Genomic DNA, 22636 nt, shown 5'->3' with positions numbered 1-22636 from the left:
TCAAATTTATGGAGCAAGACTTCTGAGCACCAGGCTCGCGAGTTGAACCGTTGCCTCGTCGGCAGCATCAAGGTTGTACTGGAGCAGCAAAGGATTGAAGTAAGGCTTCATCACCAGAAAGATCGCATTCACAGCCTCGTCCAGTGGCGTCTTGCGCTCGAATTCGCCGGTTTCGCGTCCGAGCCGCAGGATATCGGCAATGAGTTGCCGGATCTGTTCTTCATAGCCTGCGACGGAAGGCCAGGGCGAGCCGGCCGCCACGGCGGCGATATCGTAGAGCTTGCGATCCTGGAAGAAAAGCTGGCTTCCTGCTGCCAGCAAGGTCTTGAACATACGTCGAAATTTTTCCGTCGCGCTGTGCGCGTCGTCGACGTTTTCGTTGACGGCCGCAATCATGGCGGCGAGGCGATTGGCGCAGATGACTTCGCCGATCGCCTGTTTCGAGTCGAAAAATTTGTAGATATAGGCCTTCGAAAACCCGATTTCCTTCGCAAGGTCGGAGACCGTGGTCTTTTCATAGCCGTAGCGACTGAAGTATTCCGTTGCGGCTTCGACGATCTGGGCACGAACTTCGTGGTCCGAGGGGCCACGGGACGGAGAGGCGGTGGGAAAGGGCTTGTTCATGTCTCAAGCTTAGCCCCTCACCCAGCAGTTGACAACTTGTGACCATATTGTATATTGGTCACACTTTCACCGCTTCCGATGTCGCTCCCGAGATGATCATGTCTTTGCGCCGTCCACTCGCTCTCCTGACTAGCGTCGCCGCCCTTTCGGCCTGCGCCGTGGGTCCCGACTACCATCGCCCGGATGCACCGCTGGCTCAGCGCTATGCGACCCAGCCGCCGTCCGCCAGCGCTGCAAAGGCTCCGGCTGCCGATCTGTCAGCATGGTGGGAAGGCTTCAACGACCCGCTGCTTACGCACTATGTTTCTCTGGCGCTGGCCCAGAATCTGGACCTGGCCCAGGCCGTGGCGCAAATCGCTCAGGCGCGCGCGCGCCTCGGCACGGCCAACGCCGCGCTGCTTCCCTCAGCCTCGGTTTCGGCCACGGCGGCGCGAGCCTACCAGTCGGTCGACACGCCGGTGGGCCAATTGCTCAATGCCACGCCGGGTTACGAGCGCTGGGGCACCGAGTACGAAACCAACCTGGAGGCCGGTTGGGAGATCGACATTTTTGGCGGCCTGCGGCGCCAGCGTGAAGCCGCGCTCGCCGACTATTCGGCGACGCAGGCGGCGGCGGTCGCCACCCGGCTCGCCGTCGCGGCCCAGACTGCGGATATCTACGTCACGATACGCGGCCTCCAGGCGCGTCTGGATATCGCAAACCGGCAGGTGCAGACGCAGCAGGCGCTGCTTGCGGACGTGCAACTCCTGTATTCGAAGGGTGCGGCCGCCGACTATCAGGTTCAGCAGGCGCAAGGCTCGCTCGACCAGGTTCAGGCCAGTGTGCCCGTCCTCGACGCGGCGCTGGATGCAGCGTCGAATTCCCTTGACGTGATGTTAGGTGCGCCGCCCGGCACGCACCGGGCAGAGTTGAACCCGCCGTCGTTGATCCCTGTTGCGCCCACGCTCGCAGATTTGGGCACGCCGGCCGAACTGCTGCAAAGACGTCCCGATCTGATCGCCGCAGAACGTCACCTCGCCGCCGCCAATGCGCGCATTGGCGCTGCGATCAGCGAGTACTACCCAACGGTCTCGCTGAACGCCTTCCTCGGCAGCGCAACCGCGGCCGCGGCCGGCACGTTGTTCTCGGGCGGCGCCAGCCAGGCGGCCGGGCTTGTCGGGCTGCGCTGGCGCCTGTTCGATTTCGCGCGCATCAACGCCGATGTCAACGAGGCGAAAGGCGCCGACGAGCAAGCGCTCGCGGCTTATCGCCAGTCCGTCCTCCGAGCCACCGAGGACGTGGAAAATTCGCTTTCGTCATTGGTGAATCGCGAAGCACAAGCGGCCACGCTGACGCACGCGGAATCGTCCTTATCCAAGGCCAAGGACTCGTCGATGACCGCGTACCGGAGCGGCGCGGCGAGCTTCATCGATGTATTGCACGCCAACGAAACCCTGCTCCAGGCCGCCGACGCGCGCGCGCAAGCGCAAACGGAATCCGCGCATGCAGCGATCTCGACGTTCAAGGCGCTCGGCGGTGGCTGGGATCCGGTCTCGCTCCAGATGCCGCCGTCGCTGTCTTCGCGCTGACGAAGCCACCCGGTGGTGGAGCGCGCAACGAAAATCGATACGAGCCTCGCGACCATCGCTTCGAACTGCGGCCTTTTCGCTCAGAGGCAGTTTTCGCGGGTGTTCTCGCGCCTCGAAGGGTGCGGGCCGAAGCACCGGCGCCAACAGAAGCGATAGCGTCGGGTATGCGCAAGCGTCGTTATCGACGCTTGTACGTCCGCGCGATGCTCGCCGACACACAACGCGCCGGAATTCCCTCGCCTTCGCCATTCCCCTGCAACACGAGCGACCGCAACAGCTGCGCGACGACCGCCCGCGATTTGTCCATCGAATCGTTGTTTTATCCAAGATCGGTCTGGCACCCAACAGGTACGCTTTCTCCACATCGACGAGTCGATGCCTCTGCCCCTCATCGCCCGTTGATCGAGAGGCCACCGCAGCGCGGCAGTTTCGTCACTCGCCGCGCCCGCAGCAATAGCACGCTGATTTGCCCGTAAAGCCTCGCGCGTGCGCCAGCCTGGAACGCTACGGCGCTGCGCCGGTCCCGCACAACCTTCCTGGAGTCGTGGCATGACAAATCGCGATACGTCTACGCGTCTTGATCACGCAACGGGTGCGCCCGTTGTCGACAATCTGAACATCGAAACGGCCGGGCCGCGTGGTCCCGCGCTGCTGCAGGATATCTGGCTGATCGAAAAGCTCGCGCACTTCGACCGCGAGGTCATTCCTGAACGACGCATGCACGCCAAAGGATCGGGCGCCCACGGCGTGTTCACCGTCACGCACGACATCACGCAGTACACCAGGGCGAAACTCTTTTCGGAAATCGGCAAGACCACGCCGGTATTCCTGCGCTTCTCGACCGTGGCCGGCGAGCGCGGCGCCGCCGACGCCGAGCGCGATATCCGGGGCTTCGCAGTGAAGTTCTACACGGAAGAAGGGAACTGGGACATCGTGGGCAATAACACGCCGGTGTTCTTTTTCCGTGACCCGCTGCGTTTTCCCGACCTCAACCATGCGATCAAGCGCGACCCGCGCACGGGACTGCGCAGCGCAAACAGCAACTGGGACTTCTGGACGCTTTTGCCGGAGGCGCTCCACCAGGTCACGATCGTCATGAGCGATCGAGGTATTCCGCGCAGCTATCGCCACATGCACGGATTCGGCAGCCATACGTTTAGTCTTGTCGATGCCGACAATCGCAGGACGTGGGTAAAGTTTCACCTTCGTACGCAGCAAGGCATCGAAAATCTGACCGATAGCGAAGCCGAGCACCTTGTGGGCAAGGATCGCGAGACGCATGGCCGCGATCTTTACGAGAGCATAGAGCGCGGCGACTTTCCTCGTTGGACACTCTTCATTCAGGTGATGAACGATGATGAGGCCAGGTCTCTGCCATTCAATCCGTTCGATCTCACCAAGGTCTGGCCGAAAGGCGATTTCCCCTTGATCGAGGTGGGCGTTCTCGAATTGAACCGCAACCCCGGCAACTTTTTCGCCGAGGTCGAACAGGCTGCCTTCTCGCCCGCGAACGTGGTCCCCGGGATTGGCTTCTCGCCCGACAAGATGCTCCAGGCGCGCCTCTTCTCCTACGGCGACACGCAACGGTATCGGCTCGGCGTGAACTTCAATCACATTCCCGTCAATGCGCCGAAGTGCCCCGTCCACAGCTACCACCGCGACGGCGCCATGCGCACCGACGACAACCTCGGCGGCACACCGTCCTACTACCCGAACAGCTCCGGCGAGTGGGAGGTGCGTCCCGAACTTCACGAACCGCCGCTGCGAATCGACGGCGACGCCGCCCATTGGGACCATCGCGTGGACGTGGATCATTTCGCGCAGCCCGGCGATCTGTTTCGTCTGATGAACGAGGCGCAGCAGCAGTTGCTGTTCGATAACACCGCTCGCCAGATGGCCTCCGTTCAGGCGCATATCCAGGAACGCCACATCCTCAATTGCTCGAAGGCCGACCCCGAGTACGGCGCGGGCGTTCGCGAGGCCCTCGCAAGACACAGGGCGATGACTGCAACGAAGTAGCAGACCATTCGCGCGCGGCGTCTGCGAGGACGTCAACGCGCGCTCACATCTCGATGGAGAAACGTCATGTCACAGTTCGTTCAGGATGTCTCCGTACCCGACAGTCAGCTCGCACGGGAAATTACCGAGTTCGTGCGCGACACGTCCAGCCCGCTGCTCTTTCATCATTCGAGCCGGGTGTATATGTTCGGCGCACTGGAGGGCCTGCGCCGCGGCCTGAAATTCGATCCGGAACTGTTGTACGCGGGCGCCATGTTTCATGACGTGGGCCTGGCCGGTGCGTACAGCAGCGCCACCGAGCGATTCGAAGTCGACGGGGCCAATGCAGCCCGCGACTTTCTCTCGGCCCGGGGCATCACCGCGAGCGACATCGATCTGGTCTGGACGGCCATCGCATTGCACACCACGCCCGGCATTCCACGCCATATGCACCCGATCGTCGCGCTGGTGACGGCCGGTGTCGAGATGGACGTGCTCGGACTCTCCTACCACGAGTTTTCCCACGAGGAACGCGAAGCCGTGACGCACGCGCATCCGCGCCCGCCCCACTTCAAGGAGGCAATCATTCAGGCCTTTTACGACGGCATCAAACACAAACCGGAGACCACCTTCGGCAACGTGAAAGCCGACGTGATCGCCGACAAGGAGCCGCATTTCCATCGCGGCAATTTCTGTTCGGTGATCCGAAATTCGCCGTGGCGGGGCTAAAGAAAAAGTCCTGCGGGACGATACGCGGCGATTCGTGCTACGCCATGCGATTGGCACTCCGATATCGCGACGCCGCATCGGCCCGGGGTGGCAGAAAACATTGGCGATCGCATCGTACGCGACGCGACGTCGGCTTCTATCAGCGGATTCATTCACACTGAGGTGAAAATCATGAGCAAGCTTGCAGGGAAAGTGGCGGTGGTCACCGGCGCGTCGAAAGGGATCGGCGCGGCCATTGCGAAAGCGCTTGCGGCAGAGGGAGCGTCGGTTGTCGTGAACTACGCGAGCAGCAAGAGTGGCGCGGATGCCGTGGTGTCCGCCATCACCACGGCCGGAGGCAAGGCGATTTCCGTGGGCGGAGACGTATCGAAGGCCGCCGACGCAAAAGGCATCGTCGAAGCGGCAATCGAAACCTATGGCCGCCTCGACATCCTCGTCAACAATTCCGGCGTCTATGAATTCGCGCCTATCGACGCGTTCACGGAAGCGCAATACCGCAAACAGTTCGACATCAACGTGCTCGGTGTTTTGCTCACCACGCAGGCTGCCGTCAAGCATCTTGGCGAGGGCGCAAGCATCATCAACGTCAGCTCGGTCGTCTCGACGCTCACGCCCGCCACGACCGCCGTGTACAGCGGCACCAAGGGAGCGGTCGATTCCATCACCGGCGCGCTCGCACGCGAACTCGGGCCGCGCAAGATTCGCGTGAACACGATCAATCCAGGCGTGATCGTGACCGAAGGCGCACAGCTCGCCGGAGTGATCGGATCGGAGTTCGAAAGTTCGGCGGTCAGCCAGACGCCGCTCGGGCGCGTGGGCAGACCGGACGACGTGGCGTCGATCGCGGTTTTCCTCGCCTCCGACGATGCAAAGTGGTTGACGGGCGAACATATCGTCGCCAGTGGCGGGATGCGATGAGGCAGGTTCGCGAAACTGCGCATGCATGGTCGTTCTCCTCGAATCCGCGAAACAAACGTCACGTTCGTTCTGGATTCCGCAGGTTTTAGTGTGTTGCCACGTCTAGTTGAAGCGTGACGACCGAGCGGCGCTGACACAAATTGACCACGCACGCGCTTAGCGGTAACGCACATTCGCAGGTCACCACCCTCCCGCCCGGTCAGTTATGGCAAGCCTGGCGGCGACTCCGGGCGCCGGCCGTCAGGCATTTCAGACGACGGCGCCCGGTTAGCGCAGCAGAAATAAAATTCGGTTAGATTAGCGATTCCTTCTTTGCACCTGATACCCCGCAACGGCAGAGCCGTCGGCACGGTCCCTTCGCGAGCGAGATCGATGAACGAAAGAAGCCCTGTGGATCTGAACCCGCCGTCTCTGGAGGAGGCGCTCGCCAAGCGGTTCAACCTGCTGGAAGCGCCGACCGTGCGCGCAGGCATCGTTTCGCAAGGCCCCCCGATCTCTTTCTCGAGGCTGACAAACAACCGGCCGCAACCCGGACGTTCTCTGACGCCACAACCGGAAGAGGCATTCGTCTTTCAAATTCCGCTTATTGCGTGTCCGGATTCCGACGTACGTTGTTCAGGTGCAAGCGTCTACGGGTCGACATCCTGCGTACCGGGCTACAGCTATCTGCTTGATCTGCGCGCGGGGCCGACGCGCCGGCTCGACTTGCCATTCGACAATATCCGGCTCTATCTCTCGCAGAGCACGATCGAGGAGTTCGCCTGGCAAAAAGGGCGACGGCGCATCGGGGGTCTCATGCAACGCGAATTCGGCGCGAGCGACCCTGTCCTGTTTCGCCTTTCACAAACACTGCAGGCTGTTCTGGAAAAATCGGACACGGCGAGTTCATTGTTTGTCGACTACATCGCCCTCGCCTTTTGCGAGCACGTGGTGATGCGGTATGGCAATGCCAATAGATCGAACCGCCCTCGCCGCGCTGGACTCGCGCCGTGGCAGATGCGGCGAATCGAAGAATTTTTCGACGCTCACCTGCACGGCAATCCGTCCATTCTCGACCTCGCGCGCCAGTGCAACCTCTCCACGAGCTATTTCACCGATGCGTTCAAACAGACAACCGGGCTCACACCCCATCAGTGGCTGCTGAAGCACCGGATCGAACGAGCGAAATCCCAATTGCGCGAGACCGACGCGAGCCTTGCCACCATCGCGTCCAACTGCGGCTTTTTCGACCAGAGCCACTTCTCACGTGTGTTTTCGCGCCTTGAAGGATGCGGGCCGAGGGAGTGGCGTCAGCACAATCGCAGACGCTAGGTTCACGCCAACGTCGCCGTTGACAGCTTCGAAGCCGAACCCGTTCGACTTTTGCAGCAACCGCCCGTGGTTTGTCCATCGTATCGTCGCTTCGTCCAAGACCACCCCGGTTCCGGCAGGTACGCTGGACATCCAGAACGCCGGTGTCAGCAGGGCGAACGATTCGCAATCGCTGATTCGGCCCGATGGCCGTATTGCTCTGCCTGAAGTATCCCTTCCATTTTTATCAACAAGGAATACGTAATGAGCTATTTCAAGTCCACAGACGGCACCGAAATTTTCTACAAAGACTGGGGCACTGGCACCCCAATCGTCTTCTCCCACGGCTGGCCTCTCTGTGCCGACGCCTGGGATGCACAGATGCTGTTTTTCGGATCCAAAGGCTATCGCGTCATTGCGCATGATCGCCGCGGTCACGGCCGCTCCGGTCAGCCGTGGGAAGGCAACAACATGGATCAGTATGCCGACGACCTCGCAGCGTTATTCAATCATCTCGATCTAAAGGGAGCGGTCCTGGTTGGGCATTCGACCGGCGGCGGCGAGGTCGCCCATTACATTGGCCGTCATGGAACAGGGCGCGTTGCGAAGGCGGTGCTGATCGGAGCCGTTCCGCCCATCATGCTGAAGACTACGGAAAATCCCGGGGGTCTGCCGATAGACGTATTCGATGGACTTCGTGCCGGAGTCGTCAACAATCGCTCGCAGCTCTACAAGGATCTGGCCGTCCCCTTCTACAACTTTAATCGTTCGGGTGTGGAAGTGTCGCAGGGGACGATTGATGCCTTCCAGGTTCAAGGGTTGATGGGCTCGATCAAAGGACAATTCGATTGCATTCGTGAATTCTCCGAAGTCGACTATACGGAGGATTTGAAAAGAATCGACGTCCCCCTCCTTATTCTGCATGGCGACGACGATCAGATCGTCCCCATCGACACATCGGCGCGACGATCGGTCGAAATCGCCCCGAACGCAAGACTCAAGGTTTACCCCGGCGGCTCGCACGGCATGGCCACGATAAACGCGGACGCAGTCAACCTGGATCTTCTCGAGTTCCTGGAAAACTGAACAGTTTGTCTGCGATGGTGTGCCTGTATAGCGATTCATACAGGCCTCGCGCAACAAATTGCACGCCCCGGCGAGGCTCGCGGGCGAGACAGAGGAGACGTCGCGTGGATCGATCACTTGAACACGCCATCGAGATCATCGTTCAGACTCGTGCCGGTCAACATAGGATGCCGGTCGTCCGTTCATTTTTTGACGAGGCCACGTTCACCGCGAGCTATGTCGTCCATGATCCGATTTCGCTTGCGGCAGCGATCATCGACCCCGTGCTCGACTTCAACGCGCCAACCTGCCGATATTCATCGAGGTCCGCCGAGGCCATCGTTGCGTATATTGAATCCGAGGGCCTTTCGACTGAATGGCTGCTCGAGACCCATGCGCATGCGGATCACCTGTCCGCCGCGCCTTTCCTGCAGGCTCGTGTCGGCGGCACGCTCGCAATCGGGCGTGCCATAACGACGGTGCAGCAAATCTTCGGCGACCTGTTCAACGCCGGGCCGGAGTTTGCGCGCGACGGCTCACAGTTCGATCATCTATTCGATGACGGCGAGGAATTCATAATCGGCTCGATCGGGTGCAGGGTGCTTGACGCGCCTGGCCATACGCCAGCCGGTGTCGCCTACGTAATCGGTGATTCCGTATTCTGCGGCAATACGTTGTTCATGCCGGACTATGGGACTGCAAGAACCGACCTGCCCGGCGGAGACGCGCGGCAACTTTTCCGCTCCATCCGGCGCTTACTCTGCCTTCCCGACGAAGCGCGACTTTTCTTGAGTCACGACTACAAAGCACCCGGCCGCGACACCTATGCCTGGGAAACAACCATCGGGGCCGAACGCATCGCAAACGTACATGCTCGTGATGGGATCACAGAGGGCGAGTTCGTCGCGGCACGCACCGCGCGAGATGCAACGCTGGCCTTACCAAAGCTGATTCTTCAAGCGATGCAGGTGAATATGCGGGCCGGTGCACTTCCACCTGTGGAAAGCAACGGCAAGCGCTACCTCAGAATCCCGCTGAACACGATCTGATGCAGTCGGCTTCAGACAAGGAGAACGTCATGGACTACATCGACACCCTGATGCGCCGTAACGTCGAGTTTGCCGAAAAGAGCTTCAATCCTGACCTCCGGATGATGCCGACAAGCAAAACGTTAATCATTGGATGCGTAGACCCGCGCGTCGATCCCATGGATATATTCAAGCTCGCGCCCGGCGAGGCGGGGATCTTCCGTAACGTCGGCGGTCGAGTGAATCCTGCCGTATTTGAAACGCTCGGGATTCTGCGCACAGTAGCCGTTGCCGCAGGTGGGGACATTGGCCCCGACTGGAACCTCATCGTCTTGCACCATACCGACTGCGGCATTAAGCGGTGCTACTGTCATGAACCGCGGCGCCTGGCAGCATATATGGGTGTGGCGATAGATGAACTCGCAAGCCTGGAAATCAACGACCCGTATAAAGCTGTGGCGCTCGATGTGGCAGCCTTCCGGGCGAACACCGGTGCCTTCGGGGGGTACACGGTCTCGGGTCTGGTCTACGACGTTGAGACGGGCAACGTCGAGATTGTTGTTCCACCTTCTCGAACACGGTCAAACGCGGGCTAAACTCTCCGCGCAGAACACAGGTTCGGCTTCGCGCTGCGCGTCTCGACGCCTTGTCGTCGTCTTCCCGAGCGGCCGGTGGTCGCTGGCAACCCACGCGCGGGTGCATACTGAATCGGTGGCATCGGCAGGATGCCGCCGCCGGTTGCCAGGTCGCCACCGCGCACGCATGAAACCGCGCACGGTCAGCCCGACGGTTTCGAGGCCACTCTGAACGCGCTCGAGCAGGTCGGCTCCGACGAGCCTTGATGGCCCGCACACTAGCGGAGGTCATCTGCTCTCCGGCTTGAAGGGTGACGTTACGGCTGATAAGACGAATCGACGATCGTCCACAGCGCAGCTTTCGGCTTCAGGTTCGCATCGAAGGGCAACGGCAGGTTGTTGCGCGGCACCGGCGTCGACGTCAGCCACGTATGCTTGTCCGAATAGCCCCAGAACGTCACCGCCTTGATGCTCGGCTCCTGCTCGAACAGAGCGAACACCGCACGATATCGCTCGGCTTGCGCACGCATGATGTCGTTCGGCACGGGATGGCCGAGGTCCGGCAGACATGCATGCGGATTGCTCCAGCATTCGCCCGGATCGGTATAGAGACTCACGTCGAGCTCGGTCACCTGGTTTTCGAGGCCGAGTGCGGCGACGTCGTCGAACGCCTGCTTGATATTCGGCAGCGGTGGCCAATTCACGCTGATATGCATTTGATGCCCAACCCCGTCAATCGGCGCGCCCTGCGCGCGGAGATCGCGGATCAACGCGAGCAGCTTCGCGCGCTTGCCCGGATCGTCCGTGTTGTACTCGTTGATATAGAGCTTCACGTTCGGGTCCGCCGCGCGCGCCGCGCGCAAAGCGATCGCGATGTAGTCCTTGCCGAGTGCGCGATACCACGGACTGTCTTCGCGATACACCTGATGCGGGTCGTCGCTGATCACTTCGTTGATCACGTCCCATGCATAGACCTTGCCGCGGAAGTGTGTGACGACGTCGGTTACATATCGATCGAGCCGCTTCGCCACGATGTCGTGATAGTGAGGGTCTTTTGGATCGCCGGCGAAGAACCAGGCCGGCGCTTCGGTCCAGTCGCCCGCCTTGAAGTGCCAAACGAGCGTATGGCCGCGCACCGCGATGCCGTGCGCCTGAGCAAACGCGACGATCTGGTCGGCCGGCTCGAAGTTGTACTGGCCTTCCGCAACGCCGATCGTGCCCGGCTTCATCTTGTTCTCGGCGGTGAGGCTCGAGAACTGTGCGGCGATGAGCGCCGCGTCGGCGGGACTGTCGATCGAATCGGGTTCGATCGCCGCGCCGACCTTGAAGTGCGCAGCCATCACACTGCGCAGTGGCGGCAACGCTTCAGCGGGCGCCGCGGCGAGCGGCGCCCCGTCGTGGGCCGCCACCGTCGGGTTGTTCGCGCAGCCCGCGGTCCATGCGAGCGTGCCAACGGCCACGGCTGCGCAGAGCACGCGTATCGAAGTCCTCGAAGGACGCATTGCTGGTCTCCTTGTGATGTGACGCTCGTCCGGGTGGTTTCTAACCACTTGCAACGTTATCGGTAACAACGCGAATGTTAGGCAGCGCCCCGCGGAGCAGCTATGAGGGATTTACCTGAGGTATGAACGAGGCAATGCAAGGTGAACGAGTGTCGAGCCGATCGTTCAAATCGAAGAACACAGTACAAAAACTCGCGTGAAATTCGGTCCCAAGGCGGAAAACCATGATGTGGCTACTTTCGTCGAGGCGGCGCTACACACGGCGGGTCGATAAGGCAGAACTGGCCGCTCACGGCATTTCAGTCACGAATCGAGAAGTCCGGGTTGCCCCATCGCGTCCGGTCTCGCACAGGAGCCAGTAAGCGGGACGGCATCGACTGAGCGTTGTTGCTCGCCAAAACCTTCTGCTCGTTTCAATCGTCCCGGAATTGCGTTGGCGATTTTCCGGTCCATCGCTTGAATGCGCGCGCGAAATTGCTGGTGCTGGTGAATCCAAGCAAGAAAGCAATTTCGGTTACGGAGCCGGTTCGCTGCTGGATGTAATTGCAGGCCAGTTCCCGGCGCGTGTCGTCCATGATCTGCAGGAAATGGGTGCCGCGCTGCGCTAACCGCACCTGCAAAGTCGCCGGGCTCACACACAACGCTTCGGCTACCTTCTCCCTGCTGCACTCGCCGGAAGGCAGCAATTCGATGATTTTCTGCGTGACACCGGTCACCACGTCGCTCTTGTCCAGGCGTGCAAGATATTGATTCGCGATATTGTCGTTGACTTGCGCCAATTCCGGGCAGGCTCCGCCGAGCGGCTGCATCAACTCATGTCTGTCGAAAGTCAGCGTCGTGGCCCGATTCGAAAAACTGATCGGCGCTCGCATCAAGGCCAGGTACGGCTCGTCGCCCTCACGCGGCATTGCACGATGGAATGCCACGGACAGCGGGTTGAACCCCGGTTTGTACAACATGCGCATCGTTTGCACCAGGAAACCGACGAAGGCATCTTCAGTCTCGCCACAAACCTCGATCCTGAAATCGGTGGCGCGTACGGCGATTGTGTCGCCTTCTTCAATGACAAGAACGGTCGCCGATTGCGACACCAGCCGGAAGTGCCGCTCCAGCCGGCGACAGAAGTCGAGCAGCGTGCTGCTGGCGGCGAGCGCGTAGCCAAGCGCATGCAAGTTGGAAATATGGATGTGCCGGGCGACCGAGAGGCCGAAATACGGATTGTTGGTGGCCTCCACGCAGGCACGGTATAGCCGGGTCAGGGTGGCAACAGGCAGCCGGACCATCGGGCCGTTCACCATCTGGGGTGGCACGCCGACGGAGCGAAAAATGCGCTCGCTGTCCATTCCGCTGGCTTGCAGAGTCTTGGCGATTGCCGAGCAGTAGCCCGCTATGGTCGTCGCTTCCTGCCTTGCGACGATGGAGGGTTGGCGGTCGGATTTCAAGGCGCGGCGATGTTGACAGACGGTGGTGCGGTCGATTCTACACCGCCATTGAACGAGTCAAGGCGCGCTTGCGGCCGCCGCCCTTCGTCCGTGCCGGGACGACGCCCCTCCTTCCACAGTCGCTTCTCACAGGCGCGTTCCACGAACGATGACTGTGGATCGCTTTGCGGAATGCACTTTTCGTTCCAAAGAGCCGCGCGGTCTTCGCCCCCTGCCTAATATCACTTCCTGCTGCGGACAGGTTTGTGCCTCGCCGCCACGACAACATTCATGCATCACCCGGAGACGTTATGACCGAAGAAACCTTGCTGTTTGAACCAACCGGTGCGGTTGCGCGTTTGACACTGAATCGCCCCAAGGCGATGAACGCGATGAATATGGCGCTGCTGGCCGAACTGGACCGCCGGCTGGCACAGATCGCCGCTGACGATGACATTCGCGTCCTGGTCTTGACCGGCGCTGGCCACGCATTCTGCGCCGGCGCAGATTTGAAGGAAGTGTTGGCCAGTCAGAACACAGAGGCCGGCGAAGCGGATTTCCTCGACCGTGCCGACGCAACGCTTGCGCGCCTGCGCAATTTCCCCAAGCCGGTGATCGCAGCACTCAACGGCATAACCATGGCCGGGGGGCTGGAGATGGCCATGTGCGCCGACATCGTCATCGCTGCGCAAAGCGCTGCCATCGGGGACGCTCATGCCAACTTTGGCGTCTATCCCGGCGCCGGCGGCGCAGCGGTTTTGCCGCGCCTCATTCCTCAGAACGTCGCCATGTATCTGCTGTTCACCGGCAAGACGCTTTCGGCAGCCGAGATGAAGGCTTACGGCTTCGTATCCGAAGTCCATCCCGATGGCGAACTGGCCGATGCAGCGATGAAACTCGCCGGGCAGATTGCCGGAAAGAGCCCTGTCGTGTTGCGGCGCATGAAGCAAGTCGCGCGCGTGTCCGCAGACAAGAGCCGGGACGACGCGTTGCTGCATGAGCAAGTCATGTTGCGTCGCCATCTGCGCAGCTTTGATCTGCAGGAGGGCTTGCAGGCATTCGCCGAAAAGCGCGCGCCGCAATTCCAGGGCCGTTGAGCCGCCCCACTCCTTCATCCTGCACTTCTCATCCCTCTTTCCGGAATGACATGAACGATATCTATGTTGCCGGTGTCGGCATGACCCCGTTCGGGCGCTTGCTCGAACGCAGCGTATACGACATGGTCGGTGAGGCCGTCACCCTGGCCTTGAAAGATGCCGGCGCAGAGGCTGCCGACATCGGCTCGGCATTCTATGCCACGCTGACCAACGGTCAGTTCCAGGGGCAGACCGCGATTCCTGGGCCCATCGCCATGCGCCGCATCGGCATCGAAGGCATTCCGGTGTTCACCGTTGAAAATGCCTGTGCCGCCGGCTCTTCCGCATTCAACCTGGCTGTTCAGGCGCTGCGGGCTGGAGCCTGCGACGTAGCCCTCGCCGTCGGCGCGGAAAAAATGCACATCGCCGACAAGGCCAGGATGTTTGCCGCGTTCGATGGCGGCTGGGACGTCTCGACTGTCGAGGACAACAAGAAGACGCTGATGGCATTGGGCGAAGGCGTGGAGCCCCCGCCCGGCACGATGTCCGATCGTCCATACAGCGTGTTCATGGACGTCTACGCCGCCATCTGCCGCAATCATATGAAGCGATACGGCACCACGCAGCAGCAGCTCGCCGCGGTCGCGGCCAAGAACCACCAGCACTCGGTGCATAACCCTCTGGCGCAATTCCAGCAGCCCATGACGATCGACGAGGTGCTGGCTTCGCCGCCGATCACCTACCCGCTGACCACGGCCATGTGCTCGCCGATCAGCGACGGCGCCGCCGCCGCTCTCCTGTGCACCGCCGCCGGCCTGAAGCGCCTGCGGGGCGCCTCCGGCCGCGCCGTGCGCGTGCTGGCCAGCGTGATTCAGACCGGCACGACGCGCAGTGTCGAGGAGCCGCAAAAAATCATCGCGCACCTCGCGGCGAAGAAGGCCTACGCACAGGCCGGCGTCGCGCCCGAGGACGTTGACGTTGCCGAAGTGCACGACGCCTCGGCGATTGGCGAAATCCTCAACGCCGAATCGCTGATGCTCGTGCCGTTCGGTGAAGGCGGCCCCGCGGCCGCACGTGGCGAATTCACAGTCGGAGGGCGCATCCCGGTCAATCCGTCCGGCGGGCTCGAATCGAAAGGCCATCCGATCGGCGCTACCGGTCTAGGCCAGATTCACGAACTGGTGACGCAGTTGCGCGGCGAAGCTGGACAGCGTCAGGTTCGAGACGCACGCATCGCCATTCAGGAAAACGGCGGCGGCCTGTATGGCATCGAAGAGGCCGTAGTCGGCGTCAACATACTGGCGAAACAATAAGGATACCAAAATGGGACACGTATTTCGCACTGGAGAGCAACAGGCTGCCATCGACGGACTGAGGCGCTTCCTCGACGCCGAGATCGATCCGATCTTCAGCAAGCAATACCGCGACAAGTTCGTGCCGCGCGACAAGATGGCCGAAATCATGCGTCGGTTGACGGAATTCGGGCTGGTGTCGGGCATCGCAAGCGAAGCCAACGGCGGCATGGGCCTGGATTGGCTGACTTCGCTGATGCTGTTCGAGGAGGTCGCTACCACTTCGGCGGACCTGTCGGTGCCGGTGCTGATCAATTCGTTTGGCGTAGTGCTGCTCGAGAAGGTTGCCCCACCGCATTTGCGTGAACGCTACCTGCCCGGCCTGTTGAGCGGAGACAGTTTCGTCTCGATGGGCATTTCGGAACCGGACGTCGGCTCGAACGTACTGGAGATCAGAACGCGGGCGCGCCGCGATGGCGATCATTTCATCATCAACGGCGAAAAGACCTGGATCAGCAATGGCGAGTACTCGGACTTCCTGATCTGCACTTGCCGCACTAGCGACGACCCGCGCAAGGGGCTCACCCACTTTCTGCTCGACCGCAAAGAACACCCCTACGAAGTCCGCGGCATCCATAAGATCGGCTTCAACAGCCAGTCCACCGCACAGATCTTCCTGACCGACGTGCGCGTGCCGGCCTCCAACATGATCGGCAATGAAGGCGAGGGACTGCGCAATACGCTCTCGCTGTTCGAACGGTCGCGCGTATTCGTCGCCGCCCAGGGGCTGGGCATCGGTCGCCGCGCGCTCGAAGAGGCGATTCGTTATGCGAAGGATCGCCGCCAGCACGGCAAGGTTATCGCGGGTCACCAGTTGATTGCGGCGATGCTGGCCGAAATGGCGACCAACGTCGACGCAGCGCGCCTGTTGACCTACCGCGCAGCGTCGATGATCGAAGCCGGCGTACCGGCCGAAATGGAAGCGGCAATGGCCAAGTATTTCGCCTGCGAGGCAGCCGTGAAAATCGCCCGCCAGGCCGTGCAGATCCACGGGGGTAACGGCGTCACGACCGAATTCCTCGTCGAGAAGCTCGCGCGCGAGGCGATCGTCGCACCGATTCCGGAAGGCACGACCCAGATTCAGCAACTCATCATCGGCCGCGCCTTGACTGGCGTGCCTGCGTTCTAAGGCGCTGAGGCGCATTCAAAATCCACAGGACATGTCATGCGTATTGAAGGAAAAGTCATTGTCATTACCGGCGGCGCTTCGGGCCTCGGCCTCGCCACGGCACGCTATCTGGTACAGGAAAAAGGCGCGCGCGTTGCCATCTTCGATCTGAACGCCGAGTCCGGCGCCAAGGCGCTCGAGGATGTCGGCACCGACCAGGCGATGTTCGTGCAAACCGACGTGGCCAGCGAGGAATCGGTCCAGAACGCGGTCGCCGCTGTGACTGCCCGCTTCGGCACGGTTCACGTCTGCATCAATTGCGCGGCGTTGCCCACACCGTGCAAGGTGCTCGGCAGGGACGGCAAGGCCACGCCGCTGGCGAAGTTCGCACAAGTGACGGCCGTCAACGTCAACGGCGTGTTCAACGTCATGTCGAAATGCGCCGAGCAGATGGTCACGAACGAAGCAGAGGCCGGCGAGGAACGTGGCGTGATCATCAACATCTCTTCGGGTGCCGCCTACGAGGCACAGATCGGACAAGTCGCCTATGCCGCCTCCAAGGCGGCGCTGCTCGGCATGAACATGCCGGCTGCGCGGGAACTCGGTGACGTTGGCATCCGTGTCAACGCCATTGCGCCCGGCCTGTTCCTGACACCCATGGTGCAGACATTCGATGAAAAGATCGTAGCCGCGCTGAAGACGCAGATCGAAGCCCCGAGGCGCCTGGGCGACATGCGCGAGTTCGCGCACTGCTGCGCTTTCATCATCGAAAACGCCTACCTCAACGCGCACACGATCCGCCTGGACGCAGCGTCACGCCTGCGCGCGCGCTAATCGCGCTGCACTAGCGACAGAGCTGCCCTTCCTCTAAAAAGAGGGAGGGCAAAAGAACCAAGGAGACAAGTCCATGAAGATGAACTTTTGCCGCATCATGCGACTGATGACGCTGCGCTTTCGCGACCGGCAAGCGATCGTCAATGTGGAGCGCGGCCGCAGCTACAGCTACCACGAATACCATCTGCTGACCAACCGCATAGCGGATGTGCTGCGCAACACGCTCGGGGTCGGCAAAGGCGACAAGTTTCTGCTCATCCTGGATAACGACAACCTGAGCCTGATGTTGTTGCCAACCGTCCTCAAGCAGGAAGGCACGGTGGTCATGACCAACCTGCGCGACGCGCCGCAAGAACATGCGCGTCAGATCGAACTGGTCAAGCCGAAGGTCGTATTCATCGAAACGCGCCTGCTCGATGGCTACTACGCCATGTTGCGCGCGGCTGGCTGCGAGATCGTCGTCATGGACGACCCGGCGCCGGAACAGGCCGCGCGCCCCGGCGTGCGTGCGTTCTGGAGCCTGGTCGACACGGCCTCCGAACTCGACGCCAACGTCGAACTGGACGACGACGAGCACATCTTCATGTTGCGCTTCACCGGCGGCACGACTGGCCAGGGCAAATGCGCGATGTACTCGATCGACAATCTGATGGCTTGCCGCGACGGCGGTTTCAGCAACCCGGATTTCGGCTTCGATTACCGCACACGCACGTTGCATGTGGCGCCGCTCTCGCATGGCACGTTGGTCGTTTTCTTACCGACTTTTTATGCCGGCGGCACCAACCTGACGCTCAATCAGCTCGATCTCGAGCAATGGCGGCAAACGGTCGAACAGCAGCGCGTGACACATTCGTTCCTGGTGCCGACCGTGCTATACCGTCTGCTCGAATTGCAGCACCACAACCCGCGCGATCTCTCATCGCTGAACACCCTGATCTACGGTGCAGCACCGATGAGTCCCACCCGGCTCGAAGACCTGATCAAGTGCTTCGGTCCCATCTTCGCGCAAGTCTACGCCGCCACCGAAGTCCCCATGTTTGTGTCGACGCTCGACAAGCACGAGCACGAGCACGAGACCGGACAGCAGACTGAGAGCGGCATCCAACGTCTATCCTCGGCTGGCCGGCCGACGCCAGGCGTCGAAATTTACGTGACCGATGAGCACGGCAACCCGCTGCCAACCGGCCAGTCAGGCGAAATCCACATCCGCAGCCGTGCCGTCATCAAGGGGTACTACAACAATTCGGAAACGACGGCCGCCGAGTTTGCCGACGGGGCGTGGAAGTCGGGCGACCTCGGCTACATCGACGAGGACGGCTACCTGTACATCGTCGATCGGTTGAAGGACATGATCATCAGCGGCGGCTTCAACGTCTACGCGATCGAAGTCGAAGCGGCACTGGCCTCCCATCCGGCCGTCATGATGTCCGCTGTGGTCGGCGTTCCCCATCCTGAGTGGGGAGAGGCTGTGCATGCGGAAGTGTTGCTGCGTCCCGGCGCCTCGGTCGAGGCCGCCGAACTGATCGCGCATGCGAAGGAAAAGCTCGGCAGCTACAAGGCGCCGAAGTCGCTGGTGTTCGTCGAGCAACTGCCGACCTCGGTGGTCGGCAAAGTACTGCGGCGCGCGGTCAAGGAAAAGTACTGGCAAAACTTGCAGCGCAAGGTCAGCTAGCCATTTCTGGAAATGGCACGCGTGCCTTGATCGGTATCCACCACGCCTGCTGATTCCGTCTGTCACAACAATAGGAGTATTGATGAAAAGTATTCAGGCACGCGCGTTGACGATTGCCGCATTGACGCTGGCCGCGTCCAGCAGCGCATGGTCGCAGCCAGGCCAGACGGCCAGTGTACCTGCGGGTCTGCCGGCTGCATCCGTTACGCAAAGCGCAGCGCCCCCCGTCAGCGCAAGGAAAGCCGATCGTGCGCTGCGCCGGCAGGTGTATGCCGCCATCGGCAAGCACAAGGCGATCAGCGCCGGCAATATCAGCATCGTCGCAAGAGGCGGCGCGGTGACGCTGAGCGGCACAGTCGCGGACGCTTCGCAGGTCAATGAGGTTGCGCAGATCGCGAAGGGCGTTGCGGGGGTGACCTCCGTGACCAACAAGCTGACCGTGCAGAAACCGTTTGGCGGTGCGTAAAACGCTCGCACAACGGGGGAAGTATGCGAGAGAGTTCGCAAATAGCCGGAGGCGCCTGCTGCACAGGAACAGTGTTTTGGCCGACGCCATGCATTGGCGGCATGCACCAACCGCTGCGTACGTGCACACCGTGAAGGATGGAACATGAATTTGCAGGTACTGCATGGCGTTGCCGTCGCCGCATGGCTTGTTGTTCTAGCGGTGAAAGCAGCTAACGAGGCGCAAGCGAGAGCACCCGATTCGCGCCCCATCGTCGCCGCCATGCGTGGAAGGATCGGTCTCTTTGTGGAGGCACCGCTGATCGCGACCACTATGGTCACGGGGGTGCTGCTGCTGATGCGCATGTGGCCGGCTCCAACGCTCGTTCTCGTCAAGGCTGCATTGGGACTCGCCGCCGTTGCGGCCAACACGTTCCGCGTTTTTCTGGTCGCGACGCGCGATTGCGTAGACCACGACATGAAGCGTGTTCAGCCGACACGCCGGATCACGTTAGCCCGAACGGCGATCCCGATTGGTGCCGTCGCCTGGATTATTGGGTACCTCTATTTGCACGGACAGTAGGCGCGGCAACTCTGCTTTTTTATTCATTTTTTATTTTTTTAGTATACCGAACCAATAAGAACGTAGCTAGAAAACCTTCGACGCGCGCAGTTGGCATGGAAGCGAAGCATCCAACGTGTTCAGCACGTACAGCAGTCGCAAGACTGTTTTAGAGCAAAAAAACCGGAGACGCAATGAAAGTGAAATGGATAGCCGCGGCCGCTTTAGCGGCAACAAGTGGTGCGGCACACGCACAATCGTCAGTGACGCTGTACGGTGTCGTCGATGCCGGGATGTTGTATCAAAGCACTTCGGCGGCCACGTTGAGCCCGACGGCGACCAACCTCGGCAAGGTCTTTCGCTACAAGGATGGCGGCATCTATGCAAGCTACTGGGGACTCAAGGGATCAGAGGACATCGGCGGCGGGTATCGCGTCAATTTCAGATTGCAAGGTGAGTTCGACAGCGGCACTGGCAAATTCAACCTGGGCGATACGCCGGGCGTGGCCGCACTGTTCAACCAGATCGCGACCGTAGGTGTATCGGGACCGTTCGGCACAGTGAACTTCGGTCGCCAGATCGTACCGATTACCTATGCAATGGCCGAGACCGACGTACGGGGGGCTCAGTATTTCGGCAGCATTCTGACTGCATGGCTCGGCATGAACCAGGCTGCGGGCTGGCAGGGCATCAGCACCAACGGGCCAATCGGCGCGTTGTACGACAGCAATGCAATTGTCTACGAATCGCCAAAGTTCGCCGGCCTGTCCGCCGCGCTCGAGTATGCACCCGGAGGCGTACCGGGCAGCTTCCAGGGGAACACGCGGGAGTCCGCCGTACTGAAATACTCGAACTATGGCCTTCGTTTTGCGGTTGGCTACTACCTTGGCCACGATACGAATCCCGGCCCGACAACGGTGCCTGCCGGACTCGCCAATAACCGCCTTTTCTACGTGGGAGCGCTCTATACGTTCCACGCATTCTCGGTTTCCGCATCATATTCGAACGGCAGGAATCCGGCGCAGTCTGAGCAGGTCAATCTCGATCTGTATTCGGGCGGCCTCGGCTACCAGTTCTCGCCTGCCTTCAAGGTTACCGGCGGCGTGTACTACCTGAAAGACCGCAACAACTCGGCCAACAAGTCGACCGCAGTGGCAGCCGGCGCGGAGTACAGCCTGTCGAAAGCTACGCTCGTCTACGGCCAGGTGGGGCACGTGAACAACCGGGGAACAATGACCCAGCCACTTACCTATGGCCAGCCCGTGGCGCCCGGCATGGCCACGACAGCGGTCATGCTGGGTATCCGTCACGTTTTCTAGCAACTGCGTCATCGTCATGTTCGACGAATGGGTACCGAATTCGTCCGTCAGGCAAGGGAATCGGCCTCGCCTGACAACTCAACCAGGCGGGAAATCTCCACTTCCGACCGGGACCCGGTCTGGTTCAGGGTCACCGGAGCCACACCTTCAGAAGGAGTCATCCCCCTATGCCTCATCCCATTTTCGCTTTGGGCGCGGGTCACACCATGGTCAGCCTGGGCCATTTCTCCTCGCATTCTTTCGCTCTGCTTACTCAAAACCGTCCTGAAGTACAAATTCCGCCATCACATCCCCGCGCATTCAATCGCCGAGGGCGCTTCACGACGGTTTGTTAACTAACGTACCGATCAAAGAGCGTGATTTCCAGGTACAGTTGCCAGGAAGCACTGCGAGACGCTACTCGCTGGCCGCCCCCTCTTTCTGTGCCTTCAATTGGTTCCTCACGGCCGTCACGCCCAGTACCGGTCTTGCCGCATTGGCGGCTCGGGAGATTTGCCAGGTCTCCGGCACCGAGCCCGTGAGCGTGACGACGCCATGGCTAACCCGAATGTGAATGTCCGAATCGTCGAGATCCGGCACGCGCCTGATGGCGCGGCGCACGTCACGCACGATCGAAGTATCGGGCCGGGTACCGGGCGTCGATGCCGAGACTCTTTGCACGGCCACACCTGGCGGGTCGTTCATGCCGGTTTGCGCGTACGCACTGCCAGCACTGGCAGCGCAGCTTGCGATGGCAACGAACGCTATCGCGCCGAGGGTGCCCAATGGGCCGCTCGCACCGTTTCTGTTCATGCTGCCTCCTTCGGGTCGTGTCTACCGAGGAAAAGCGCCACTTGCACGCATATGTTCGCACAGGATTTTGCGCGTCGCGTCCACGGTGGCCTGGAACCGCCACAATGCCCGCGCACAACCACCGCAGATGAAGTAACGGACGACGCAGGAGGTGACTTCGGCGCCGCACTACGCTACCCTAACAACTCCGATACACAAAGTCGTCGTATAACCATGTCACACATCAGCACGGGCGTCGAATACGGACTGCATTGCCTGCTTTATCTTGCCGGCACGTCTGCCGGCGTGCGCGAGGCGAGCGTGCGCGACCTCGCGGAAATGCAGGGGGTGCCGGTCGACTACGCCGCCAAGCTCTTCACGCGCCTTGCCAAGGCCGGCATCGTCGAGTCGACCGAAGGCATACGCGGCGGCTTCAGGCTCGCGAAACCCGCACGAAACATTTCGGTGCTGGACGTGGTCGACGCCATCGACGGCGAGAAGGCGCTCTTCGACTGCCGCGAGGTGCGCAGCCAATGTGCGGTGTTCAACGACGAGCCGCCCGCGTGGGCCACGCGCGGCACCTGCTCGATACACGCCGTGATGCAGGGCGCCGAGCGCGCCATGCGCGCGGAGCTCAAGCAACACTCGCTTGCCGATCTCGCCACCCGCGCGTATTCCAAGGCGCCTGCCAGCTATCACCATCACGTGGTGGACTGGTTCACGGAACGCGCCGCCAATCGTCGCGGATAGCCAGCGCCGCTTTGCGAACCCTTCTGGCGT

The 22636-nt window shown here is 61.1% G+C and carries 21 protein-coding genes; 17 read left to right on the top strand and 4 right to left on the bottom strand.

From position 1 onward, the window contains the following. Positions 1-6: 6 nt before the first annotated feature. Entirely contained in the window at positions 7-624 is a 618-nt protein-coding gene (locus U5A65_RS05550; RefSeq protein WP_321945694.1) for a TetR/AcrR family transcriptional regulator, read from the bottom strand. A 98-nt stretch (positions 625-722) separates the two neighbouring features. Here U5A65_RS05550 and U5A65_RS05545 point away from each other — a divergent pair, with 98 nt between their 5' ends. The 8 genes from U5A65_RS05545 (at position 723) to U5A65_RS05510 (ending at position 9816) form a co-directional block, all read left to right on the top strand. Next, on the top strand, positions 723-2192 hold the full coding sequence (locus U5A65_RS05545; RefSeq protein WP_321911193.1) for an efflux transporter outer membrane subunit: 1470 nt from the start codon (positions 723-725) through the stop codon (positions 2190-2192). A 549-nt stretch (positions 2193-2741) separates the two neighbouring features. Continuing rightward, entirely contained in the window at positions 2742-4211 is a 1470-nt protein-coding gene (locus U5A65_RS05540) for a catalase (protein ID WP_321945693.1), read from the top strand. 66 nt (positions 4212-4277) lie between these two features. Continuing rightward, positions 4278-4919, top strand: coding sequence for an HD domain-containing protein (locus U5A65_RS05535; protein ID WP_321945692.1), 642 nt, complete (start codon positions 4278-4280; stop codon positions 4917-4919). A 171-nt stretch (positions 4920-5090) separates the two neighbouring features. Next, entirely contained in the window at positions 5091-5837 is a 747-nt protein-coding gene (locus U5A65_RS05530) for a glucose 1-dehydrogenase (protein WP_321911197.1), read from the top strand. 996 nt (positions 5838-6833) lie between these two features. After that, entirely contained in the window at positions 6834-7148 is a 315-nt protein-coding gene (locus tag U5A65_RS40930) for an AraC family transcriptional regulator (protein WP_415764311.1), read from the top strand. Positions 7149-7391: 243 nt separating this feature from the next. After that, a complete protein-coding gene (locus U5A65_RS05520) occupies positions 7392-8213 on the top strand; it encodes an alpha/beta hydrolase (protein WP_321945691.1) in 822 nt (273 codons plus the stop codon). A 104-nt stretch (positions 8214-8317) separates the two neighbouring features. Next, entirely contained in the window at positions 8318-9241 is a 924-nt protein-coding gene (locus U5A65_RS05515) for an MBL fold metallo-hydrolase (protein WP_321911201.1), read from the top strand. 29 nt (positions 9242-9270) lie between these two features. After that, a complete protein-coding gene (locus U5A65_RS05510; protein ID WP_321911203.1) occupies positions 9271-9816 on the top strand; it encodes a carbonic anhydrase in 546 nt (181 codons plus the stop codon). Between the two features lie 296 nt (positions 9817-10112). Here the strand turns inward: U5A65_RS05510 and U5A65_RS05505 are convergent, their stop codons facing one another. Both U5A65_RS05505 and U5A65_RS05500 read right to left on the bottom strand, forming a co-directional pair. Then, positions 10113-11297 carry an endo-1,4-beta-xylanase gene (locus U5A65_RS05505; RefSeq protein ID WP_321945690.1) on the bottom strand — a complete coding sequence of 395 codons (1185 nt, stop codon included), beginning with the start codon at positions 11295-11297 and terminating at the stop codon, positions 10113-10115. A gap of 413 nt (positions 11298-11710) precedes the next feature. Next, on the bottom strand, positions 11711-12739 hold the full coding sequence (locus U5A65_RS05500; protein WP_321945689.1) for an AraC family transcriptional regulator: 1029 nt from the start codon (positions 12737-12739) through the stop codon (positions 11711-11713). Between the two features lie 290 nt (positions 12740-13029). On the opposite strand from U5A65_RS05500, the gene U5A65_RS05495 reads away from it, so the two are divergent. The 8 genes from U5A65_RS05495 (at position 13030) to U5A65_RS05460 (ending at position 21085) form a co-directional block, all read left to right on the top strand. Next, entirely contained in the window at positions 13030-13815 is a 786-nt protein-coding gene (locus U5A65_RS05495) for an enoyl-CoA hydratase/isomerase family protein (RefSeq protein ID WP_321911206.1), read from the top strand. Positions 13816-13865: 50 nt separating this feature from the next. After that, the gene (locus U5A65_RS05490; protein ID WP_321945688.1) at positions 13866-15107 is read left to right on the top strand and encodes a thiolase family protein; all 1242 of its coding nucleotides are present in this window, start codon (positions 13866-13868) and stop codon (positions 15105-15107) included. A 10-nt stretch (positions 15108-15117) separates the two neighbouring features. Then, complete coding sequence (locus tag U5A65_RS05485) at positions 15118-16275, top strand: acyl-CoA dehydrogenase family protein (protein ID WP_321945687.1); 1158 nt, start codon at positions 15118-15120, stop codon at positions 16273-16275. A gap of 36 nt (positions 16276-16311) precedes the next feature. After that, the gene (locus U5A65_RS05480; protein ID WP_321945686.1) at positions 16312-17088 is read left to right on the top strand and encodes an SDR family NAD(P)-dependent oxidoreductase; all 777 of its coding nucleotides are present in this window, start codon (positions 16312-16314) and stop codon (positions 17086-17088) included. A 73-nt stretch (positions 17089-17161) separates the two neighbouring features. Next, positions 17162-18760 carry a class I adenylate-forming enzyme family protein gene (locus U5A65_RS05475; protein ID WP_321945685.1) on the top strand — a complete coding sequence of 533 codons (1599 nt, stop codon included), beginning with the start codon at positions 17162-17164 and terminating at the stop codon, positions 18758-18760. A gap of 82 nt (positions 18761-18842) precedes the next feature. Then, positions 18843-19226 carry a BON domain-containing protein gene (locus tag U5A65_RS05470; protein ID WP_321911214.1) on the top strand — a complete coding sequence of 128 codons (384 nt, stop codon included), beginning with the start codon at positions 18843-18845 and terminating at the stop codon, positions 19224-19226. 144 nt (positions 19227-19370) lie between these two features. Then, the gene (locus U5A65_RS05465) at positions 19371-19787 is read left to right on the top strand and encodes a hypothetical protein (protein ID WP_321911216.1); all 417 of its coding nucleotides are present in this window, start codon (positions 19371-19373) and stop codon (positions 19785-19787) included. Between the two features lie 173 nt (positions 19788-19960). Next, a complete protein-coding gene (locus U5A65_RS05460) occupies positions 19961-21085 on the top strand; it encodes a porin (protein ID WP_321945684.1) in 1125 nt (374 codons plus the stop codon). Positions 21086-21481: 396 nt separating this feature from the next. Here U5A65_RS05460 and U5A65_RS05455 read toward each other — a convergent pair whose 3' ends face one another. Continuing rightward, the gene (locus U5A65_RS05455) at positions 21482-21877 is read right to left on the bottom strand and encodes a BON domain-containing protein (protein ID WP_321911220.1); all 396 of its coding nucleotides are present in this window, start codon (positions 21875-21877) and stop codon (positions 21482-21484) included. A 213-nt stretch (positions 21878-22090) separates the two neighbouring features. Between U5A65_RS05455 and U5A65_RS05450 the strand changes: the two genes are divergently transcribed. Beyond that, the gene (locus U5A65_RS05450; protein ID WP_321911222.1) at positions 22091-22606 is read left to right on the top strand and encodes an Rrf2 family transcriptional regulator; all 516 of its coding nucleotides are present in this window, start codon (positions 22091-22093) and stop codon (positions 22604-22606) included. The last annotated feature ends 30 nt before the right edge of the window (positions 22607-22636 follow it).

The sequence above is a fragment of the Paraburkholderia sp. J10-1 genome, from assembly GCF_905220165.1.
GTDB lineage: Bacteria > Pseudomonadota > Gammaproteobacteria > Burkholderiales > Burkholderiaceae > Paraburkholderia.
Note: the sequence above shows the minus strand (reverse complement) of the source record. Positions and strands in the feature narration are given on the sequence as shown.